The following is a 17,528-nucleotide window of genomic DNA, read 5'->3' on the forward strand; positions in this document are numbered from 1 at the left end:
AAAACGGAACGGGTGCAGGCAGGATCAGCCGAGCGCCACGTTCCAGGCGTTGTAATCGTACACCCAGTCCGCATTGCCGCCGGCCTTGAGCCACTCGTTGCCGCGCGAGCCGATCTGGATGCGGCTGGTGCGGTCGTGGCGGGCCGCCTGGTAGCGCGCCAGCGCCTCGGGGATGGTGTCGTCGCTGGCCTCGGCCAGGCAGCGCGCCAGCACCACGCCGTCCTCGATCGCCATGCCGGCGCCCTGCGCCATGAACGGCATCATCGGATGGCAGGCATCGCCCATCAGCGCGATATGGCCGGTCGACCAGGACGGCAGCGGGTCGCGCACGTACAGCGCGGAGATCAGCACGTCGTCGCAGGCGTCGAGCAGCGCGCGGGCATCGGGATGGAAGCCGGCGTAGGCGGCGCGCAGGTCCTCGACCCGGCCCGGCGTGGTCCAGGACTCGTTGCGCCAGCTGTCCTGCGCCACGGTGGCGAACACGAAGATCTCGCGGCCACGATTGAGCGGGAAGGTCACGATCTGGCTGGTCGGCTCGGGCCCCCACCACTTGGTGAAGGCGCCGAGGTTCGGCACGCCGGCCAGCTTCTCCGCCGGCACCACGGCGCGGTAGGCCACCACGCCGGTGAAGATCGGGTGCTCCTCGCCCAGCAGGGCCGTGCGGACGATCGAGTGGATGCCATCGGCGCCGATCAGCACGTCCACCTCCTCGGTATTGCCGTTGGCGAAGCGCAGCGTGGCGCCGCGCCCGCCGTCCTTCGGCGCGATGTGGGTGGCCTTATGCGCCAGCCGCACGCAGGCGCCCGGCACGGCGGCTTCCAGCGCGGCCATCAGGTCGCCCCGGTGCATGGTGAGCTGCGGCGCACCGTAGCGCTGCTCGGCTTCGTCCGACATGGCGAGGCGGGAGGTTTCCGCGCCGGTGTCCCAGGTGCGGCTGATGCGGTGCGTGGGCCGGGCCGCCGTTTCGCGCAGCGCGGCGCCCACGCCCAGGCCGTCCAGCGCGCGCACCGCGTTCGGCGTGAGATTGATGTCCGCGCCGACACGCGCGAACCGCGCCGCCTGCTCGTAGACCACGACGTCCATGCCGAGCTTGCGCAGGGCGATGGCGGCGGCCAGTCCGCCAATGCCGGCACCGTTGATGCCGATCTTTCCTGAAACCATGGGGGCGCTCCGTCTTGTGGCCGATGCGTCATGCGTCGGCCGGCTGCTCAATGAAATGTTCAAATATGAACGACGAGTTCATAAAAAGAATATTGAGCATGGCGCGCCCCGTCAAGTCCCGTCAAGCGGGGAATCGAGCGGTATCTATTTAGGTGGCATCGCGGCGTGACGGTTCGATCGCCTGCTGAAGCGTGCGCGTCACCGGCGTATCGGTGGGGCTGACCACCGCATAGGAGTAGCGGCCCTGCCGCCAGTACTGCGCCAGCAGGTTGCCGTCCTGCCGGTTGCCGTTGCCGAAGCGCAGCAGGTTGCCCGGCGGCCGTACGTAATAGACGATGGTCTGGCCCTGGTCGTTGCGGTACAGGACCATCGCCGCCGTGCCCTGCTCGGTCGGCATCAGCCGCCCGCCGGCGGGCCGGAAGCCGTACTGGGTGAAATCGGGCAGCGGGGCGGGCTGGACGAAGTGACGGTCGAGCCAGGACTGGAGCGCGCGGGGATCGGTCGCGCTCACATCCACCACCTGTGGCCCCTCGCTGGCCGCGAACATGCGGTAGGCCTGCACGGCGTCGGCCATCGGCAGATAGTTCTGGCGCATGGCGAGTTCGCGGGTCTGCCAGCCGCCCACGCCGCCGATGCCGAGCGCCATCACCAGCGAGGCGGCCACGGCCATGCGGCGCTGCGCGCGGTCGCGCAGGGTGCGGCGGATGCGGAAGGGGTCGAGCCGCGCCGGGGTGTCCGCCGGGGAGGGCTCCGGCAGGCTCGCGCGCAGTTGCTGGGCGGCGGCCCGGATGGCGTCGATCTGGCGGGCGAGGTCCGGGTGCGTGGGCAGCAGCGCGTCGATCTGGGCGCGGCGCGCAGTGTCGAGTTCGCCATCCACATAGGCGTGGAGTTCGGCGTCGGCGGGCATCAGGGAGTGTTGGGTCGTCTTGTGGATGGTCATTTCAGGACCTGGACGGTGGGACGGGCGGGTTGGCCTTCGGTCATGTCGCGCATGGCTTTGCGGGCGCGCGACAGCCTGGACATGATGGTGCCGATGGCCACGCCCAGCGTATCGGCGGCTTCCTGGTAGGTCAGGCCCTCCACGGTGATCAGCGTGAGCAGCGCACGCTGCTCGGCCGGCAGGTGGTTGAAGGCTTGCAGCGCGGAGCGGGCCAGCACCACGTCCTCGGTGGAGGGCGCCATGTCGGCATCGTCACCCACGCCGAACAGCGCCAGCACGCCGGCGTAGCGCTTGGCGCGGCGCTGGCCGTCGAGGAACTGGCGGTACAGGATTGTGAACAACCATGCGCGCAGGTCGCCGTCGTGGTGGCGGGCGGCGCCGCGCGACAGCGCGCGCTCCAGGCACGCCTGCACCAGGTCGTCGGCGCTCGCCTCCTGCCGGGTCAGCGTGAGGGCGAAGCGACGCAGGCGCGGAATGACTTCGCGCAGGGCGTCGTCGGTCAGGGTCTGGCTCATGGCGAGTGTCCGGAAAAGTTCTTGTACCGCTTGCAGCGTAAGACGAACGGCATGGGCGCTTATTCCCGCCATGCCCGACTTTATTCCATCGCCACTGAATAAAAATGTGAAGTGTCGGAATTGTCTTACGTACATTTCAGCAGCGGTCTTCTGCTTCGATCTGGTGGGGAAACGTAACCTGCAAGTACAGCGTGGCCATGACGCAGCGAGTGTGATGCAGCGTGTGGCTAGAACAGGGTTCCGTCCAAAGGATCCACCAAGAAAAGGAGCACGACATGATGACCAAAAAGTGGCTTGCCGCAGCAATGTGTTCGATGATGTTCGCCGCCCCGGCAGGCGTCGCCTACGCCCAGGCCGGCTCCAAAGCCGACTACGACGCCGCCACGAAGCAGGCGGATGCGGACTACAAGGCGGCCAGCAGCAAGTGCGATGGCCTCAAGGCCAACGCCAAGGACGTCTGCAAGGCCGAAGCCAAGCGTGACCGTGACGTGGCCAAGGCCAATGCCGAAGCCAAGCGCGACGGCACCGAGAAAGCCCACGCCAAGGCCATGAAGACCAAGGCCGACCGTGACTACGACGTCGCCAAGGAAATGTGCGACGACAAGAAGGGTAACGACAAGGACGTGTGCGTGAAGGAAGCCAAGGCCACGCACGAACGTAACCTGGCCCCGGCCAAGACTGAGAAGGCCGCCGCCACGGGCACCAGCACCGATGTGGCCGAAGCCCGCGCCGACGCCAAGAAGGACACCGTGGACGCCGCCTACAAGGCTGACAAGGAAAAGTGCGATGCGATGTCCGGCGATGCCAAGGACAAGTGCCAGGCCAACGTGAAGGCCAAGTACGCCAAGTAATCCAATCCGTCGGATAGCCAACAGGAGTGGTACATGAATTGGGACCAGATCGAAGGCAAGTGGGAACAGGCCAAGGGCAAGGTCAAGGAGAAGTGGGGCCAGCTCACCGACGACGACCTCACGGTCATCAACGGTAAGCGGGACCAGCTCGCAGGCCGCATCCAGGAGCGCTATGGCTACACCAAGGAGCGCACCGAGGAAGAACTGAAGGCCTGGGAACGCGACACGCGCTGGTAATCCAGCGCGGGCCGGCAGCGATGCCGGCAGGCATTCCGCACGGCGGGACGATCAGTCCCGCCGTTTTTGTTTCCCCACGGAGCACCATTCCCCTTCGGTGGGGCAGGGCCGTAACCGTTGCGAATTCAGCGCGGCTTAGGTCTGAATACAGCCAATTTTAGTGCGGACAGATCACGCACGCCGTACCATGGCGGTCCCTCCTGCTGCGCCGCGCGCATCGCGGCTGTGCATGTACGCGATCCTTCCCGCCTTCGTTTCCGCGATCTTCCTTGGGTATGGGCTCTATGTGCTCGTGACCCAGGGCGTGACACGCGTGTCGGCGGCGTTCTTCCTGATGTGCGTGACCACTTTCGCGTGGCAGGGCACCTGGGCGTTCCTGTTCCAGGCCACGCACCCGGACGTGGCGGTGGTGCTCGCCAAGGTCGGCTACCTGTTCATCCTGTTCCTGCCGACCACGTTCTATCAGTTTATTTGCGAGGTCACCGAGTGCCGCCGCGAGCGGCCCGCCGTGCTGGCCTCATACGGCCTGAGCCTGATCCTCGCCGTGCTGCTGCTGACCACGAGCCAGGTGGTGTCCGGCTACTACACCCTGTTTTTTGGCGATTATCCGAAGGCCGGGCCGCTGCATCCGTTGCACGTCGTGCAGACCACGGTGCTGGCGTGCCGGTGCGCATGGCTGCTCTGGGTGGCGCGCGCCAATGCCACCGTGGAGCGCCGCCGCCGCTTCAATCTCTGTCTGGTGAGCCTGGCCCTCTATTCGCTGGCTGCGGTCGACTACGCGGTCAACTACGGCTACGCGTTCTATCCGCCGGGCGTGGTGTGCATCGCGCTGAGCCTGGGCATCCTCGCCGTGACCGTGGTGCGCTACAACCTGATGCATCCGTACTCGTTGGCGGCCACGGTGGCGCACGAGGTGCGCACGCCGCTGGCCACCATCCGCATGCAGGCGCAGGAGATGGCGCGGACCTTCCCGCAGGTCATCGAGGGCTACCGGCTGGCCGTGGCGCACGGGCTGATCGAAGACCGCCTGCGGCCGGGGCAGCTCGAGCGCATGGGCACGGTGGTGGAGGGCATCACGCGCGAGGTGGATGGCACCAGCACGGTCATCGACATGGCGCTGGCCTCCGTCACGCTGGAGCGTGTGGATCGACGCAGCTTTGCCCCGCACGGGCTGGCGGCCTGCGTGGAGGCGGCGCTGGCGCGCTACCCGTTCCAGCCCGGCGAGCGCGAGCGCGTGCACCTGGCGCCGATGCCTGCCGGCTGGCGCTTCGTCGGCTCGGACACGCTGCTGGTCTACGTGCTGTTCAATCTGCTGAAGAACGGCCTCTACGCCGTGCGGGCGCAGGGCGAGGGCGGGATCGAGATCTCGGGCGCGGCCGAGGGCGGCTTCTACCTGCTGCGCTGCCGCGATACGGGTTCGGGCATTCCCGCCGATGTGCTGCCGCGTATCTTCGACCCATTCTTCTCGACCAAGGCGCACGGGAGCGGCAACGGCCTCGGGCTGGCCTTCTGCCGTCGCGTGGCCGAGGCGTTCGGCGGCCGCATCGACTGTGAGTCCGTGCCGGGCGTGCACACCACCTTCACGCTGCGGCTGCCGTGCTTCCACGCCACAGTGGAGCCGGACAGCCCCTTCCCCACGCGCGCCACCGGCTGAACCAGCCCGACGGCGCGCGACTCATCAGTTAGTCAGCGGCGGCAGCACCAGCTCGTATTCCTTCACCTTGTCGATGATTTCCTTCGGGAAGCGCGTGATGCGCTTGTCCCGGTCCGCGAACACGATCTGCTGGTAGCCCAGCGACACCGGCCGCCCCTCCACGCAGAAGCGGAACAGCAGGTAGGCCGAGCACTGGCGCACCTGGAAGGTGTTCAGGTAGCAGTCCACGCGCTGGAACGGGAAGGTTTCCTCCACGTACTCCTGGTGCGCGCGCTTGGTCACGAACACGCCGCCGGCGGCCAGCAGGTTGCCGTGGATGCACTCGTGGAACCAGCGCTCGCGGCAGATGCCCTGCCATTCGAAGTACCGGGCGAAGTAAGTGTTCATGAACGCATTCGAATCCTTGAGATAGATGTCGATCGCATGGTGGAAGGTCTTTTGAGGCGGGGTCTCCAGTACGTCCTGGCCAAGCAGGGCCGTACCGCGGTTCAGCACTTGCGGGATCACGTCTCGCATCAACATGGAATGACTCCTTTAGATGGCTGCAAAGCGGCAGCCACGCCCGCCCCGGCGTCGCGCGGGGCATGGAGGCATTCTGCGGGGCTTTGTCACCGGCCATGGGCGGACGTGGAGGGGTAAACACACGCGAGAGCGGCGCCAGATAAGGGAGAGAGGAAGGGGTTTGCCGTAAACCCTAGTAGTCTAGCCAACTAGACTTTTATAAAGTCGCCCTATCTTATTAGTGCGCATCTCGCGCCGTGCATGTCCGACGCCGCCGCCCAACTTCTCTCCCGCAGCCGCGAGCCGGTCTATCTCCAGCTCGCCACGATCTTCCGCCGGCAGATCGAGAGCGGCGCATGGCGGCCCGGTGAGCAGATTCCGTCACTCGAAGCACTGTGTCGCGAATACGGCGTCGCGCGCATGACCATGCACCACGCCATCTCCCAGCTCGATGCCGAAGGGCTGGTCGCGCGTTCGCGCGGGCGGGGCACTTTCGTCAAGGCGGCAGGGCGTGACCGTCGCCCGCTGGCGCTGCCGACCAATTGGGATCAGGCCGTGGCCGTGGGCGACCGCCTGTCCACCGAGGCCATCGTCGAATCCACCGCCGACGTGCCGCTGCCGGATGACCTCGGCATGCCGTGCGACGCCCGCCGCGCCGCCGCCTATCACTTCCTGCATCGCGCCCATCGGCTGGACGGCCGGCCGTTCGCCGTGGGCGAGGTCTATATAGAAGCAGCCGTGTTCGCGCGCGAGCCCGAGGCATTCCGCCAGGGCGCCTCGGTGCCGGTGCTGGACCGCTTTCCCGGCCTCCAGGTTTCGGCGGCGCGCCAGCGCCTGTCCATCGTGGCGGCCGGCGGCGACGCGGCCAAGGCGCTGGAGCTGCCGGTCGGCGCGCCGGTGGCGGAGTTGCGCCGCTTCGCCTGCGTGGACGACGTGATCGTGTACTACGCGCGCATCGAGTTCCCGACGGAATTCGTCTGCCTAGATTTCGACTTGCTGGCATCACGTGGTTGATGCCGCACATTATTCAGATCCCACTCAACAAATAACCCGAACGGAACCCGAGACATGGAGACGACCCAATCCCCGATGAACGGCGCGGAAAGCCTGGTCAAGACGCTGCTGGCCTGCGGCGTGGATACCTGCTTCGCCAACCCCGGCACCAGCGAGATGCATTTCGTGGCCGCGCTGGACCGCATTCCCGGCATGCGCTGCGTGCTGGGTTTGTTCGAGGGGGTGGTGACCGGCGCCGCCGACGGCTACGCCCGCATGGCCGACAAGCCGGCAGCCACGCTGCTGCACTGCGGCCCGGGCCTCGCCAATGGGCTGGCGAATCTCCATAACGCACGGCGCGCGCAGACGCCCATCGTCAACATCATTGGCGATCAGGCGACCTACCACCGGCCGTTCGATGCGCCGCTGACCGCCGATACCGAAGGCTGGGCGCGCCCGGTGTCCGTGTGGACGCGCACGGCCACCCGTGCCGCCTCGGTAGGGGCTGACGCCGCCGTGGCGGTGCAGGCTGCGCGCGGCGCGCCGGGTGGTGTCGCCAGCCTGATCCTGCCGTCAGACGTGTGCTGGGATGCCGGCGGCCAGGTGGCCGCGCCGCTGCCGGCGCTGCCGGTGCCCAAGGTTTCCCCGGATGCCGTGCAGAACGCCGCGCGCGTGCTGCGCAGCGGCCAGCCGACGCTGATCGTGCTGGCCGGCAGCGCGCTGCGCGAAGCCGCGCTGGCCGATGCCCACCGCATCGCCGCCGCCACGGACGCCCGCCTGATCACGCCGATGTCCAACGCCCGCGTCACGCGTGGCCGGGGTCGGCTGGCCGTCGACCGGATTCCGTATTCGGGCGATGTCGCGCGCGCCAAGCTCGCCGGCATCCGCAACGTGATCCTGGTGGGTGCGCCGGCGCCGGTGACGTTCTTCGCCTACCCGGGCCAGTCGCCGCGCCCGTACCCCGAGGACGCCAATATCCATGTGCTGGCCCGTGCCGAGGAAGACCTGGCCGAGGCGCTGGCCCGGCTGGCCGATGAACTGGGCGCCCGTAACGCCGCGCTGCCGGCTGCCGCCACGCAGGTGCCGCGCGAGACCGCCAAGGGCGCCGTGACCTCCGAGGCCGTGGCGCAGACGCTGGCCGCGCTGCTGCCGGAGCAGGCCGTGGTGGTGGAGGAGAGCGTGAGCTTCGGCCGCGCCTTCTATCCGGGCACCGTGCACGCCGCCCCGCACGACTGGCTGCAACTGACGGGCGGCGCGATCGGCGCCGGCCTGCCGCTGGCCACCGGCGCCGCCATCGCCGCACCGGACCGCCGCGTGGTGGCCCTGCAGGCCGATGGCTCGGGCATGTACACGCTGCAATCGCTGTGGACCATGGCGCGCGAGAAGCTCGACGTCACCATCGTGCTGCTGGCCAACCGCAAGTACGCGATCCTGCTGGGTGAGCTGGCCGGTGTGGGCGCCAACCCGGGCAAGACCGCGCTCGACATGCTCGACCTCGGCAATCCGGACCTGGACTGGGTCAAGATGGCCAACGGCATGGGCGTGGAGGCCGCGCGCGCGGACAACATGGAAACCTTCGCCGACCTCTTCGCGATGGCCAACCAGCGCAAGGGCCCGTTCCTGATCGAACTGGTGATCTGACCCGCCTTCCGGAGACCCCATGCCGCAATCCATTCCTGCCGTGACCGATCCCGGTCCGGACAAGCAATACGCCGAGGCGCTGGCCGCCGGCCAGTTCCGCATCCAGCTTTGCGGGGGCTGCCATCGCCATGTCTTCTATCCGCGCAATATCTGCCCGCACTGCGGCGGTGATGCGCTGGCCTGGACCACCCCCGCCGGCACCGGCACGGTCTACTCGACCAGCGTGGTGCGCCGCAAGCCCGACGCGGGCGGCGACTACAACGTGGTGCTGGTGGACCTGGACGAAGGCGTGCGGATGATGAGCCGGGTCGAGGGCATCGCCCCGGCCGAGGTGCGCATCGGCATGCGCGTCAAGGCGCGTGTGGCGCCGGCAAAGAGCGATACCGAACCGGCGCTGGTCGTGTTCGATCTGGTTGGGGAGGGCTGAACCATGGCAAGCAACGGATCGCACCTGCGCGGCGGCGTGGCCATTGTCGGCGTGGGCCAGGCCGGCCTCGGCGAGGCCCATGGCAAGACCGAGATGGAAATCCTCGTGGAGGCGGCCAAGGCGGCCGTCAAGGATGCCGGCCTGTCGATGCGCGACATCGACGGCATCGCCACGGCCAGCGTCGGCGCCACCATGTGGGTCATGCCGGTGGCGGAGTACCTCGGCATCCAGCCGAAGTTCGTCGACAGCACGATGATCGGCGGCTCGAGCTTCGTCTCGCACATGCTGCCCGCGATGATGGCGCTGGAAGCCGGCCTCTGCGACGCCGTGCTGGTCTGCTACGGCAGCAACCAGCGCACGTCCACGGTGGGCCGGGCAGGCATCGGCAAGGTGCGCGCCGTGCTGGACCCGCAGCCGTACGAGAACCCCTACCAGCCGCTGGCGCCGATCACCTCCTACGCGCTGGCCGCCGCGCGGCACATGCACCAGTACGGCACCACGCGCACGCAGATGGCCGAGGTGGCCGTGGCGGCGCGCCAGTGGGCGCGGATGAACCCCGAGGCGATGATGCGCGACCCGCTCTCCATCGAGGACGTGCTGGGCGCCCGCATGGTGTCCGACCCGCTCTCGGTGCGCGACTGCTGCCTGGTGACCGATGGCGCCGGCGCTTACGTGATGGTGCGGGCCGACCGCGCGAAGTCGCTGGCCAAGCCGCCGGTGTACGTGCTCGGCAACGCCACGGCCACCTGGCACCGGCAGATTTCGTCGATGCCGGACGTAACGGTGACGGCGGCGCAGGAAAGCGGCGCCCGGGCCTTCGCGATGGCGGGGCTCAAGCCGTCCGACGTGGACGTGCTCGAACTCTATGACGCCTTCACGATCAACACGATCCTGTTCCTCGAGGACCTGGGCTTCTGCGCCAAGGGCGAGGGCGGGGCGTTCGTCAGCGGCGGGGCCATCGCCCCGGGCGGGCGGCTGCCGGTGAACACCAACGGTGGCGGCCTGTCATGCGTGCATCCGGGCATGTACGGCATGTTCATCACCATCGAGGCGGTGCGGCAGCTGCGCGGCGAGTGCGGCGAACGGCAGGTGGCGGGGGCGGAGATCGCGCTCGTGCACGGCAACGGCGGGACCTTGTCCAGCCAGTCCACCGCGCTGCTGGGTACGGCGGCGGCGCTCTGATTCTGCTCTGACCGGCATCCTTCACCCGCGCGGGGGACCCCGCACGCGGTGAGGGATGACCCATCATCGTCCATTGTCCCGGCAGGGCCGTGGCGCGAACATCCTTCGCATCCACACAGCGAGGGGGGTTCCATCATGAAAAGTCGCCTGTATTACTCGATCGCGGTGCTCTGCGGGGGCGTGTTGCTGGCCACCGTGTGGTTCGGTGCCCCAAGTGCGCGGGGCCAGGCGATTGGCGAGGGCGCCGCCAACGTCAGCTGCTCGTTCTCGCACCGGCTGCCGGACGATCCGATCATCTACCCCGGCAAGCCCGGGATCGCGATGTCGCATGACTTCTTCGGCCACACCACCACCACCGGCAACACCACGGCGGAAGACCTGTACACGGAGCACAGTTCCACCTGCGAGAACGCAGCGGACAACACGTCCTACTGGGCGCCTTCGCTGAAGCTGCCGGATGGGCGCGTGGTGGCGCCGTCGTATCACAAGACCTATTACCAGAATCGGGCCTTCCCGGCGAACACGCACCGGCGGGTCACGGTGATTCCGCCCGGGCTGCAGATGTTGGCCGGCGACCACCGGGGCACGGGGCCCAGCGTGGCGGTCAATTTCCTCTGCACGGGGTCGAAGAGAGGCTACACGCGTACGGCGCCGAACGATTGCGTGCCGGACGGCAACGGCAACGTCCAGCTGAACATCGCGCTGGCGTTTCCGAACTGCTGGGATGGGGTGCACATGCATCCGTTCCGCAGCGGCCGGAACAACATCGCCTATGCCAATGCCAATGGGGTCTGCCCGGAGGACTATCCGGTGCCGCTGCCGCACCTGAGCTTCAATCTCGCCTACCAGATCGGCGCCGTGACGGACCTGACTGACGCGCAGCTGTCAATGGACCCGACGCTGGACCAGCACGGAAACGTGGAAAGCCTGAACTGGGGGTCGATCTACACCGCCCATGCCGATTTCTTCAACGGCTGGACCGAAGACGCGATGCGCTACATGGTGGAGTACTGCATGAACCTCAGCCGTTCCTGCAGCAGCACCGTGGCCTATGCATTCACCCGGCCCACGGCGGACGCCACGGTGCGCGGCGGCGAAACCGCGAACGACAACTTCGGGCAGGCGGAATCGCTGTTTACCCAGCGCGCGGTCGGCGGCGAGCCGGAATCGAAGATCTACATCATGATGCCGATTCCGAAGGGCGCCCTGGATATTCCACCCGAGTTCACGCCGCAGTACCGGCTGCTGATCTGGGGCGGCGGCGTGGATGCCACGGCCATCATCAGTGCGCACAGCACGGCGACCCACTGGCACGAAGACCATATCAACTCCCATAACGCGCCGACTTGCGGCGGCACATCGGCCACGCTGTACCTGGATACCGCCAAGCATTACCGGTACTTCAACGTCACGAATCTGGTCAAGACGGCCATTGCCGCCGGCGAGGAGACGGTGTCGTTCTGCATCCGTGGCAACTCGTCCGGCAACGCGTTCAAGTTCGACAGCAAGGAGGGCGCGAACGGCGCCATCCTGTACCTCTACGCGTTGAATCCGCTCTGACCGTGCTGGCGCCGGGCCCCCGGCGTCAGCGCGCCACCTCGGCCCAGGCCTGCATGGCCTGGCCGCCGGCATCGTCGCCGGTCCACAGGATGACCCGGCCATCGCGCTCCGGGTCGTCCTGCCCGCCTACGCTCACCGTGTCCTGATGGAACAGCGGCGCCACGCCACGGAAGCCGAAGCGCGCCACCCGTGCCTCAGGCCGGGCGTGCCGCAGCAGTTCCAGCATCAGCATGGCCTGCAGGGGGCCGTGGACGATCAGCCCGGGATAGCCTTCCACGTCACGCACGTAGTCCAGGTCGTAGTGGATGCGGTGCCCGTTGAACGTGAGCGCCGAGAAGCGGAACAGCATGACCGGATCGGCCTGCAGCGTGCGGCCGAACTGCGCCGTGTGGGGCAGGCGTGGGCGCGGCGGCTGGGGGGTGCCGCGCTCGGGCATGGCGCGATAGACGATGTCGTGCCGCTCGGTCAGCGCGGTCTCGCCGTCAACGGTCAGCACGTGGTCCACCGTCACGAACCAGAGTTCGCCGGTGCGGCCGGACTTGTGCTGCACATCGGTGATGGTGGAGGTCTTGGTCACCGTGTCGTTCACGCGCAGGCCGCGCGTGAACGTCAGTTCGCCGCCGGCCCACATGCGGCGCGGCAGCGGCACGGGCGGCAGGAAGCCGCCCAGCGCGGGATGGCCATCGGCGCCGAGGTCGCGTTGCGGGGCGCGCGGCAGGAAGTAGAGCCAGTGCCATAGCGGCGGCAGGGGCTGGCTGGCGACGGCTTCGCCATCGAGGTCCAGCGTGGCGGCCAGCGCGAGGACTGGTTCGGGCGCGAGGGTCTCGGTGCGCGTCGCCGAGCGGCCGATCCATTCGCGCAGTTGTTCGAGCGTGGGGGTCTGGGTCATGGGATTGGATTCCTTCCTGTCAGCGGGCGAACGGCAGCCAGTCGCGCACGTCAGCCGCCTGTTCGAGTTGCCAGACGCGCGCGATGATCGTGCGCATCTCGGCTTCCGTGGCGCCGTGCCGGAACGCCCCGAGCTGGATCGCCTTGGCTTCCAGTTCGGGGCGCGACAGCGTGTTGTCCGGATCACCCTTGGGTACGTCCACGCGGGCGCCTAGCGTGCGGCCATCGTTGGTGCGCACGGTCACGCGGCCAATCCACTGGCGCGGATAGGCGGCGTTGATCTCGTCGTCCAGCTCCATGGTGACCTTGTCGCGGAACGCGGCCACCTCGGCGTCGCGCAGCGCGTGCTCCTCGAACTCGCCCAGGCCCGCATGGGCGTACCACGCGACCAGCCCAAGTACGGTGCCCATCGAGAACTTGGCCTGATGGATGGTGCGCGGGTCCACCACCGGGCCGAGCACGTCGATGGCGCCCTGGTGTACATGGGCGGTGACGGCGGCGATGTCGCTGGCGCGCAGGCCATCGCGCTGCATCAGCGCCTTGAGCGCGTCGGCGGCGGGGTGCGTATGGCGGCACGAGGCGAAGAACTTGAACGAGGTCTCTGCCGTGGCCCAGCGCGTGCCCAGGCCATCGGTCAGCGCGGCGGGGTTGGCATCGCTCGACATGCCGGCAGCCATGCCCTGCGCCCCTTCGAGGATCTGCCGGGCGCCGGTAAAGCCCGCGCGGGCGAGCCAGGCCGACTGGAGCCCATCGGCGGCGGCCTTGGCCGTGTGCAGTTGCTTGGAGTCGGCGGCGTCGCGCAGGAATTCCCACAGGCCGGCGGCCTGCGTGCCGGCGGAGCCGAGCGCCTGGTTGATGCCTTCCGCATCCAGGCCGAACAGCTTGGCCACCGCCGCAGCGGCGGCCAGCGTGCCGACCGTGCCGGTGGTGTGGAACACCCGGTAGTGCGAGCGGCCCATGAATTCGCCGATGCGGATGCCAGCCTCGTAGCCGGCGATGCTGGCCAGCAGCACCTCGGCGCCGGTCTTGCCCTCGGCCTGCGCGGCGGCCACCACGGCGGGGAACACCACGGCGGCCGGGTGCAGCACCGAGCCGTTATGCACATCATCCTGTTCCACCACGTGGGACGAGGCGCCGTTGATCAGCGCGGCGAAGTAGGGCGAGGTGCGGCGCCGGTCGACAAAGACCTCGGCGTCGCCGCCCTGCGGCCCCATCGCGGCGGCGAATTCCTGGATGCGGCGCACGGCGGGCGCGTCCTTGCCGGCGATGGCCGATGCCATCCAGTCGAGAAACAGGTCCTTGGTGCGCTCGATGACCGGCGCGGGGACGTCGTCGAGCGTCAGGCGGGCCAGGAAGTCGCAAAGCTGGCGCGTCGGGTATTGCGGTGCGGCTTGGTCGGACATGGGAATCTCGGCAATCTCAGTAGGAACGGGGCAGGTCCAGCACGTGTTCGGCCACGTAGGACAGGATCAGGTTGGTCGAGATCGGCGCCACCTGGTACAGGCGCGTCTCGCGGAACTTGCGCTCGATGTCGTACTCGGCGGCGAAGCCGAAACCGCCGTGGGTCTGCAGGCAGACGTTGGCAGCCTCCCACGAGGCATCGGCGGCCAGCAGCTTGGCGATGTTGGCCTCCTTGCCGCAGGGCTTGCCGGCGTCGAACAGCTGCGCGGCCTTGTAGCGCATCAGGCTGGCCGCCTCCACGTTGACGAACGAGCGGGCGATGGGGAACTGCACGCCCTGGTTCTGGCCGATGGGGCGGTCGAACACGATGCGCTCGCGCGCATAGCTGCTGGCGCGCTCGACGAACCAGTAGCCGTCGCCGATGCACTCGGCGGCAATCAGGATGCGCTCGGCGTTCAGGCCGTCGAGGATGTACTTGAGCCCACGGCCTTCCTCGCCGATCAGGTTCTCGGCGGGGATCTCCAGGTTGTCGAAGAACAGCTCGTTGGTCTCGTGGTTGACCATGTTGCGGATCGGCTGGACGGTCAGGCCCTTGCCGATGGCCTCGCGCAGGTCCACCACGAACACGGACAGGCCCTCCGACTTCTTCTTCACCTGGTCCAGCGGCGTGGTGCGCGCCAGCAGCAGCATCAGGTCCGAGTGCTGCACGCGCGAAATCCACACCTTCTGGCCGTTGACGATGTATTTGTCGCCCTGGCGCACGGCGGTGGTCTTGAGCTTGGTGGTGTCGGTGCCGGTGGTCGGCTCGGTCACGGCCATCGACTGCATGCGCAGCTCGCCAGAGGCGATGGCCGGCAGCCAGCGCTGCTTCTGGGCCTCGGAGCCATGGCGCAGCAGGCAGCCCATCACGTACATCTGGCCGTGGCAGGCGCCCGAGTTGCCGCCGCTGCGGTTGATCTCCTCCATGATCACCGACGCCGCCGTCAGCGGCAGGCCGGAGCCGCCGTAGGCCTCGGGAATCAGCGCGGAGAGCCAGCCGGCCTGCGTCAGCGCCTGGACGAAGGTCTCCGGAAACGCGTTCTGTTCCTCCACCCGCTGCCAGTAGGCGGAGTCGAAACCCGCGCAGAGGTCGCGCACGGCTTCGCGGATTTCCGGGTAAATCTGGTCTTGGTCCTGTTCGGGAAGCATGGCAATGTCGGTCCGTGTCGAAGTGTGGCCATTATTCCCGAGGGGCCACGCCGGGGACATTCGGATTTGCCGAAGCGAGGCTTTGGGGCGGGGCCAGGGGGTTTGGGAGATCTGGCCCGGCCGGTCGGGGGGATCAGGGGACCCATTAGGGGGAACCCTTGCTCTTCACGGGCGCCGTGCTCCGCCTTCGGCAAATCGGAATTGTGCCGCGCGGCGATTGCTTCCACGCTGCGGCCATCGATTCTCAAACCAGACGCGTGGAACACGCGCACCCAGGAGACGCTGCATGAAATCATCCAGGCCGAAGACCGCCGTGATCGCCCATCATTGCCGAAACGTGCTGTGGGCGGCACTTGGCATGGCCGCCGCCGTGGCCCTGACCCTGCCGGGACGCAGCCACGCGGCAGACCCGTATCCGGCCAAGCCCATCACCATGGTCGTGCCGTTCGCGGCGGGCGGCCCCACGGACGTGGTGGCGCGCTCGGTGGCGGCGGCGATGTCGAAGTCGCTGGGCCAGACCGTGGTGGTGGAAAACCGCCTCGGGGCGGGCGGCACCGTGTCCGCCGCCTACGTGGCCAAGGCCGCGCCGGACGGCTACACGATCCTGATCCATCACAACGGCATGGCCACGGCGCCGGCGCTGTACTCCAAGCTGTCGTACAAGCCGCTGACGGACTTCAGCTTCGTCGGCCAGGTGGCGGACGTGCCGATGACGCTGCTGGGCCGGCACGACCTGCCGGCCAACACGCTGCCGGAGCTGATTAGCTATATCAAGCAGAACCAGAACAAGGTGAACCTGGCGAACGCCGGGCTGGGCGCCGTGTCGCAGCTATGCGGCATGCTGTTCCAGAAGGCCATCGGCGTAGAATTGCAGACGATTCCGTACCAGGGCACCGCGCCGGCGCTGACCGCGCTGCTGGGCGGTCAGGTGGATGTACTCTGCGACCAGACCACGCAGACGCTGCCGCATATCAAGGCGGAGAAGGTGAAGCTGTACGGCGTGACCACGGCGGAGCGGATTCCCGCGCTGCCGAATACCCCCACGCTGCGCGAGGGCGGGCTGAAGGGCTTCGAAGTCAAGGTCTGGCACGGCATCTACGCGCCCAAGGGCACGCCGCCGGCGGTGATCGACAAGCTGAACGGCGCGCTGCGCGCCTCGCTGAAGGACCCGGCGGTGGCGGCGCGGCTCCAGGAACTCGGCGCGGTGATCGTGCCGGCGGACAAGCAGACGCCTGAGGGGCTGCGCACCTGGCTGGCGGCGGAGATCGACAAATGGTCGCCGATCATCAAGGAAGCCGGGGTGAAGGCGGACTGACGGCCCGCTGACCCCGGGGCGGCCGGAGACCGGCTAGACAGGCTCCCGCGCCGCCTCCACCAGATACTGGATCAGCGTTTCGGCGAACTGGGGCAGTTCGCGCCCGGGCCGGCGCACGAGCCGCAGCTCGCGGCGCGCCCAGTCGTCCTCCAGCCGGATAAAGCGCAGCACCTTGCGGCTGGCGTAGCGGCGCGCGCAACTGTTCGGCACGATGGCGATGCCGGCGCCGGCTTCCACCATCCGGCATACCGCGTCGAAGCTGCCCACCTGGATCCGCAGGCTGATGCGCTTGCCCATGCCATTGGCAATCCGGTCCAGGAAGGACTGGATCGCCGAGAACTGGTTCAGCCCGACGAAGCGGCAGCTATCGAGCAGATCGGCGAAATGCAGCGTCTTGAACGCCGGCAGCGGATGGTTGACCGGGGCGATCACAATCAGTTCGTCGCTGCAGAGCTGCATCGCGTCCAGGTCCTGGGTGGCCACCTCGCCGGCCACGATGCCCAGGTCGGCCGCGCCCGCGCCGATGGCCGAGACGATTTCGGCGGACAGGTGCTCCTCCAGCTCGACATCGACATCGGGGTTCTCGGACAGGAAGCGCGACAGCGCCGTGGCCAGGAAGGAGTTGGTGGCCGTGGTGTTGGCCAGCAGCCGGACCCGCCCCTTCACGCCCTTGGCATAGGGCCGCAAGTCGGAATGCATGCACTCCAGCTCACGGAACACCTCCCGCGCGTGGCGCAGCAGGGCGTCGCCGGCCGGTGTCAGGCGCACGCCTTTCACCTGGCGGATCAGCAACTGGGTCTGGAACGCCTCCTCCAGCTGCTTGATGCGCGTGCTGGCGGCAGGCAGGGACAGGAAGCTGCGTTCGGCCGCCCGCGTCAGGTTCTCGGTCTCCCCCACGTTGAGGAAGAGGCGCAGGTCGGTCAAATCGTAGTGCATGGTTTCGTTCGTGCCAAAGGCCACTTTTGTGATTTGTGAATTCCAAAGTCAGCGCCGACAATCTATCGTATCTTGCGCCGCAATAAAACGGGGATGTTCCCCGGTGCGGCGGCAATGGCGCGCCAGTGCGCAGAACAG

General features: G+C 68.0%; 17 protein-coding genes. 9 read left to right on the top strand and 8 right to left on the bottom strand.

Annotated elements, in window-relative coordinates; all coding sequences use genetic code 11:
* Window positions 1-24: 24 nt before the first annotated feature.
* From AC1DP9_RS22865 to AC1DP9_RS22875, 3 genes are all read right to left on the bottom strand, one after another.
* Entirely contained in the window at window positions 25-1,161 is a 1,137-nt protein-coding gene (locus AC1DP9_RS22865) for an FAD-dependent monooxygenase (RefSeq protein ID WP_477108583.1), read from the bottom strand.
* A gap of 148 nt (window positions 1,162-1,309) precedes the next feature.
* The gene (locus tag AC1DP9_RS22870; protein WP_092293412.1) at window positions 1,310-2,101 is read right to left on the bottom strand and encodes an anti-sigma factor family protein; all 792 of its coding nucleotides are present in this window, start codon (window positions 2,099-2,101) and stop codon (window positions 1,310-1,312) included.
* Window positions 2,098-2,616, bottom strand: coding sequence for a sigma-70 family RNA polymerase sigma factor (locus AC1DP9_RS22875; RefSeq protein ID WP_441593667.1), 519 nt, complete (start codon window positions 2,614-2,616; stop codon window positions 2,098-2,100). Before AC1DP9_RS22875 ends, AC1DP9_RS22870 begins: the two co-directional genes overlap by 4 nt.
* Window positions 2,617-2,894: 278 nt before the next feature.
* Between AC1DP9_RS22875 and AC1DP9_RS22880 the strand changes: the two genes are divergently transcribed.
* The 3 genes from AC1DP9_RS22880 to AC1DP9_RS22890 all read left to right on the top strand — a co-directional run bounded on the left by AC1DP9_RS22880 (window position 2,895) and on the right by AC1DP9_RS22890 (window position 5,358).
* On the top strand, window positions 2,895-3,467 hold the full coding sequence (locus AC1DP9_RS22880) for a hypothetical protein (protein WP_092294329.1): 573 nt from the start codon (window positions 2,895-2,897) through the stop codon (window positions 3,465-3,467).
* Between the two features lie 33 nt (window positions 3,468-3,500).
* Window positions 3,501-3,704 (top strand): CsbD family protein, encoded by a 204-nt coding sequence (locus AC1DP9_RS22885; RefSeq protein ID WP_092293408.1) that lies wholly within the window; start codon window positions 3,501-3,503, stop codon window positions 3,702-3,704.
* 229 nt (window positions 3,705-3,933) lie between these two features.
* A complete protein-coding gene (locus tag AC1DP9_RS22890; RefSeq protein ID WP_477108584.1) occupies window positions 3,934-5,358 on the top strand; it encodes a sensor histidine kinase in 1,425 nt (474 codons plus the stop codon).
* Between the two features lie 24 nt (window positions 5,359-5,382).
* Here AC1DP9_RS22890 and AC1DP9_RS22895 read toward each other — a convergent pair whose 3' ends face one another.
* A complete protein-coding gene (locus AC1DP9_RS22895) occupies window positions 5,383-5,880 on the bottom strand; it encodes an acyl-CoA thioesterase (RefSeq protein WP_092293404.1) in 498 nt (165 codons plus the stop codon).
* Window positions 5,881-6,120: 240 nt separating this feature from the next.
* Here AC1DP9_RS22895 and AC1DP9_RS22900 point away from each other — a divergent pair, with 240 nt between their 5' ends.
* The 5 genes from AC1DP9_RS22900 (at window position 6,121) to AC1DP9_RS22920 (ending at window position 11,662) form a co-directional block, all read left to right on the top strand.
* Complete coding sequence (locus AC1DP9_RS22900; RefSeq protein ID WP_477108585.1) at window positions 6,121-6,873, top strand: GntR family transcriptional regulator; 753 nt, start codon at window positions 6,121-6,123, stop codon at window positions 6,871-6,873.
* 75 nt (window positions 6,874-6,948) lie between these two features.
* Complete coding sequence (locus AC1DP9_RS22905; RefSeq protein ID WP_477108603.1) at window positions 6,949-8,493, top strand: acetolactate synthase large subunit; 1,545 nt, start codon at window positions 6,949-6,951, stop codon at window positions 8,491-8,493.
* Window positions 8,494-8,512: 19 nt separating this feature from the next.
* Entirely contained in the window at window positions 8,513-8,920 is a 408-nt protein-coding gene (locus AC1DP9_RS22910) for a Zn-ribbon domain-containing OB-fold protein (RefSeq protein WP_092293398.1), read from the top strand.
* A 3-nt stretch (window positions 8,921-8,923) separates the two neighbouring features.
* Window positions 8,924-10,102, top strand: a complete 1,179-nt coding sequence (locus AC1DP9_RS22915; RefSeq protein WP_477108586.1) for a thiolase — start codon at window positions 8,924-8,926, stop codon at window positions 10,100-10,102.
* 135 nt (window positions 10,103-10,237) lie between these two features.
* Entirely contained in the window at window positions 10,238-11,662 is a 1,425-nt protein-coding gene (locus AC1DP9_RS22920; RefSeq protein WP_477108587.1) for a DUF1996 domain-containing protein, read from the top strand.
* Between the two features lie 25 nt (window positions 11,663-11,687).
* Here AC1DP9_RS22920 and AC1DP9_RS22925 read toward each other — a convergent pair whose 3' ends face one another.
* The 3 genes from AC1DP9_RS22925 to AC1DP9_RS22935 are packed head-to-tail and all read right to left on the bottom strand — an operon-like array spanning window position 11,688 to window position 15,139.
* Window positions 11,688-12,551, bottom strand: coding sequence for an HTD2 family dehydratase (locus AC1DP9_RS22925; protein WP_477108588.1), 864 nt, complete (start codon window positions 12,549-12,551; stop codon window positions 11,688-11,690).
* A gap of 19 nt (window positions 12,552-12,570) precedes the next feature.
* On the bottom strand, window positions 12,571-13,953 hold the full coding sequence (locus tag AC1DP9_RS22930; protein ID WP_477108589.1) for an MmgE/PrpD family protein: 1,383 nt from the start codon (window positions 13,951-13,953) through the stop codon (window positions 12,571-12,573).
* A gap of 16 nt (window positions 13,954-13,969) precedes the next feature.
* Window positions 13,970-15,139, bottom strand: a complete 1,170-nt coding sequence (locus tag AC1DP9_RS22935; RefSeq protein ID WP_092293388.1) for an acyl-CoA dehydrogenase family protein — start codon at window positions 15,137-15,139, stop codon at window positions 13,970-13,972.
* A 286-nt stretch (window positions 15,140-15,425) separates the two neighbouring features.
* On the opposite strand from AC1DP9_RS22935, the gene AC1DP9_RS22940 reads away from it, so the two are divergent.
* Window positions 15,426-16,454 (top strand): tripartite tricarboxylate transporter substrate-binding protein, encoded by a 1,029-nt coding sequence (locus tag AC1DP9_RS22940; protein WP_477108590.1) that lies wholly within the window; start codon window positions 15,426-15,428, stop codon window positions 16,452-16,454.
* Window positions 16,455-16,487: 33 nt separating this feature from the next.
* Here AC1DP9_RS22940 and AC1DP9_RS22945 read toward each other — a convergent pair whose 3' ends face one another.
* The gene (locus AC1DP9_RS22945; RefSeq protein ID WP_144197788.1) at window positions 16,488-17,390 is read right to left on the bottom strand and encodes a LysR substrate-binding domain-containing protein; all 903 of its coding nucleotides are present in this window, start codon (window positions 17,388-17,390) and stop codon (window positions 16,488-16,490) included.
* Window positions 17,391-17,528 lie beyond the last annotated feature (138 nt).

Source organism: Cupriavidus sp. 01L43 (assembly GCF_056399925.1).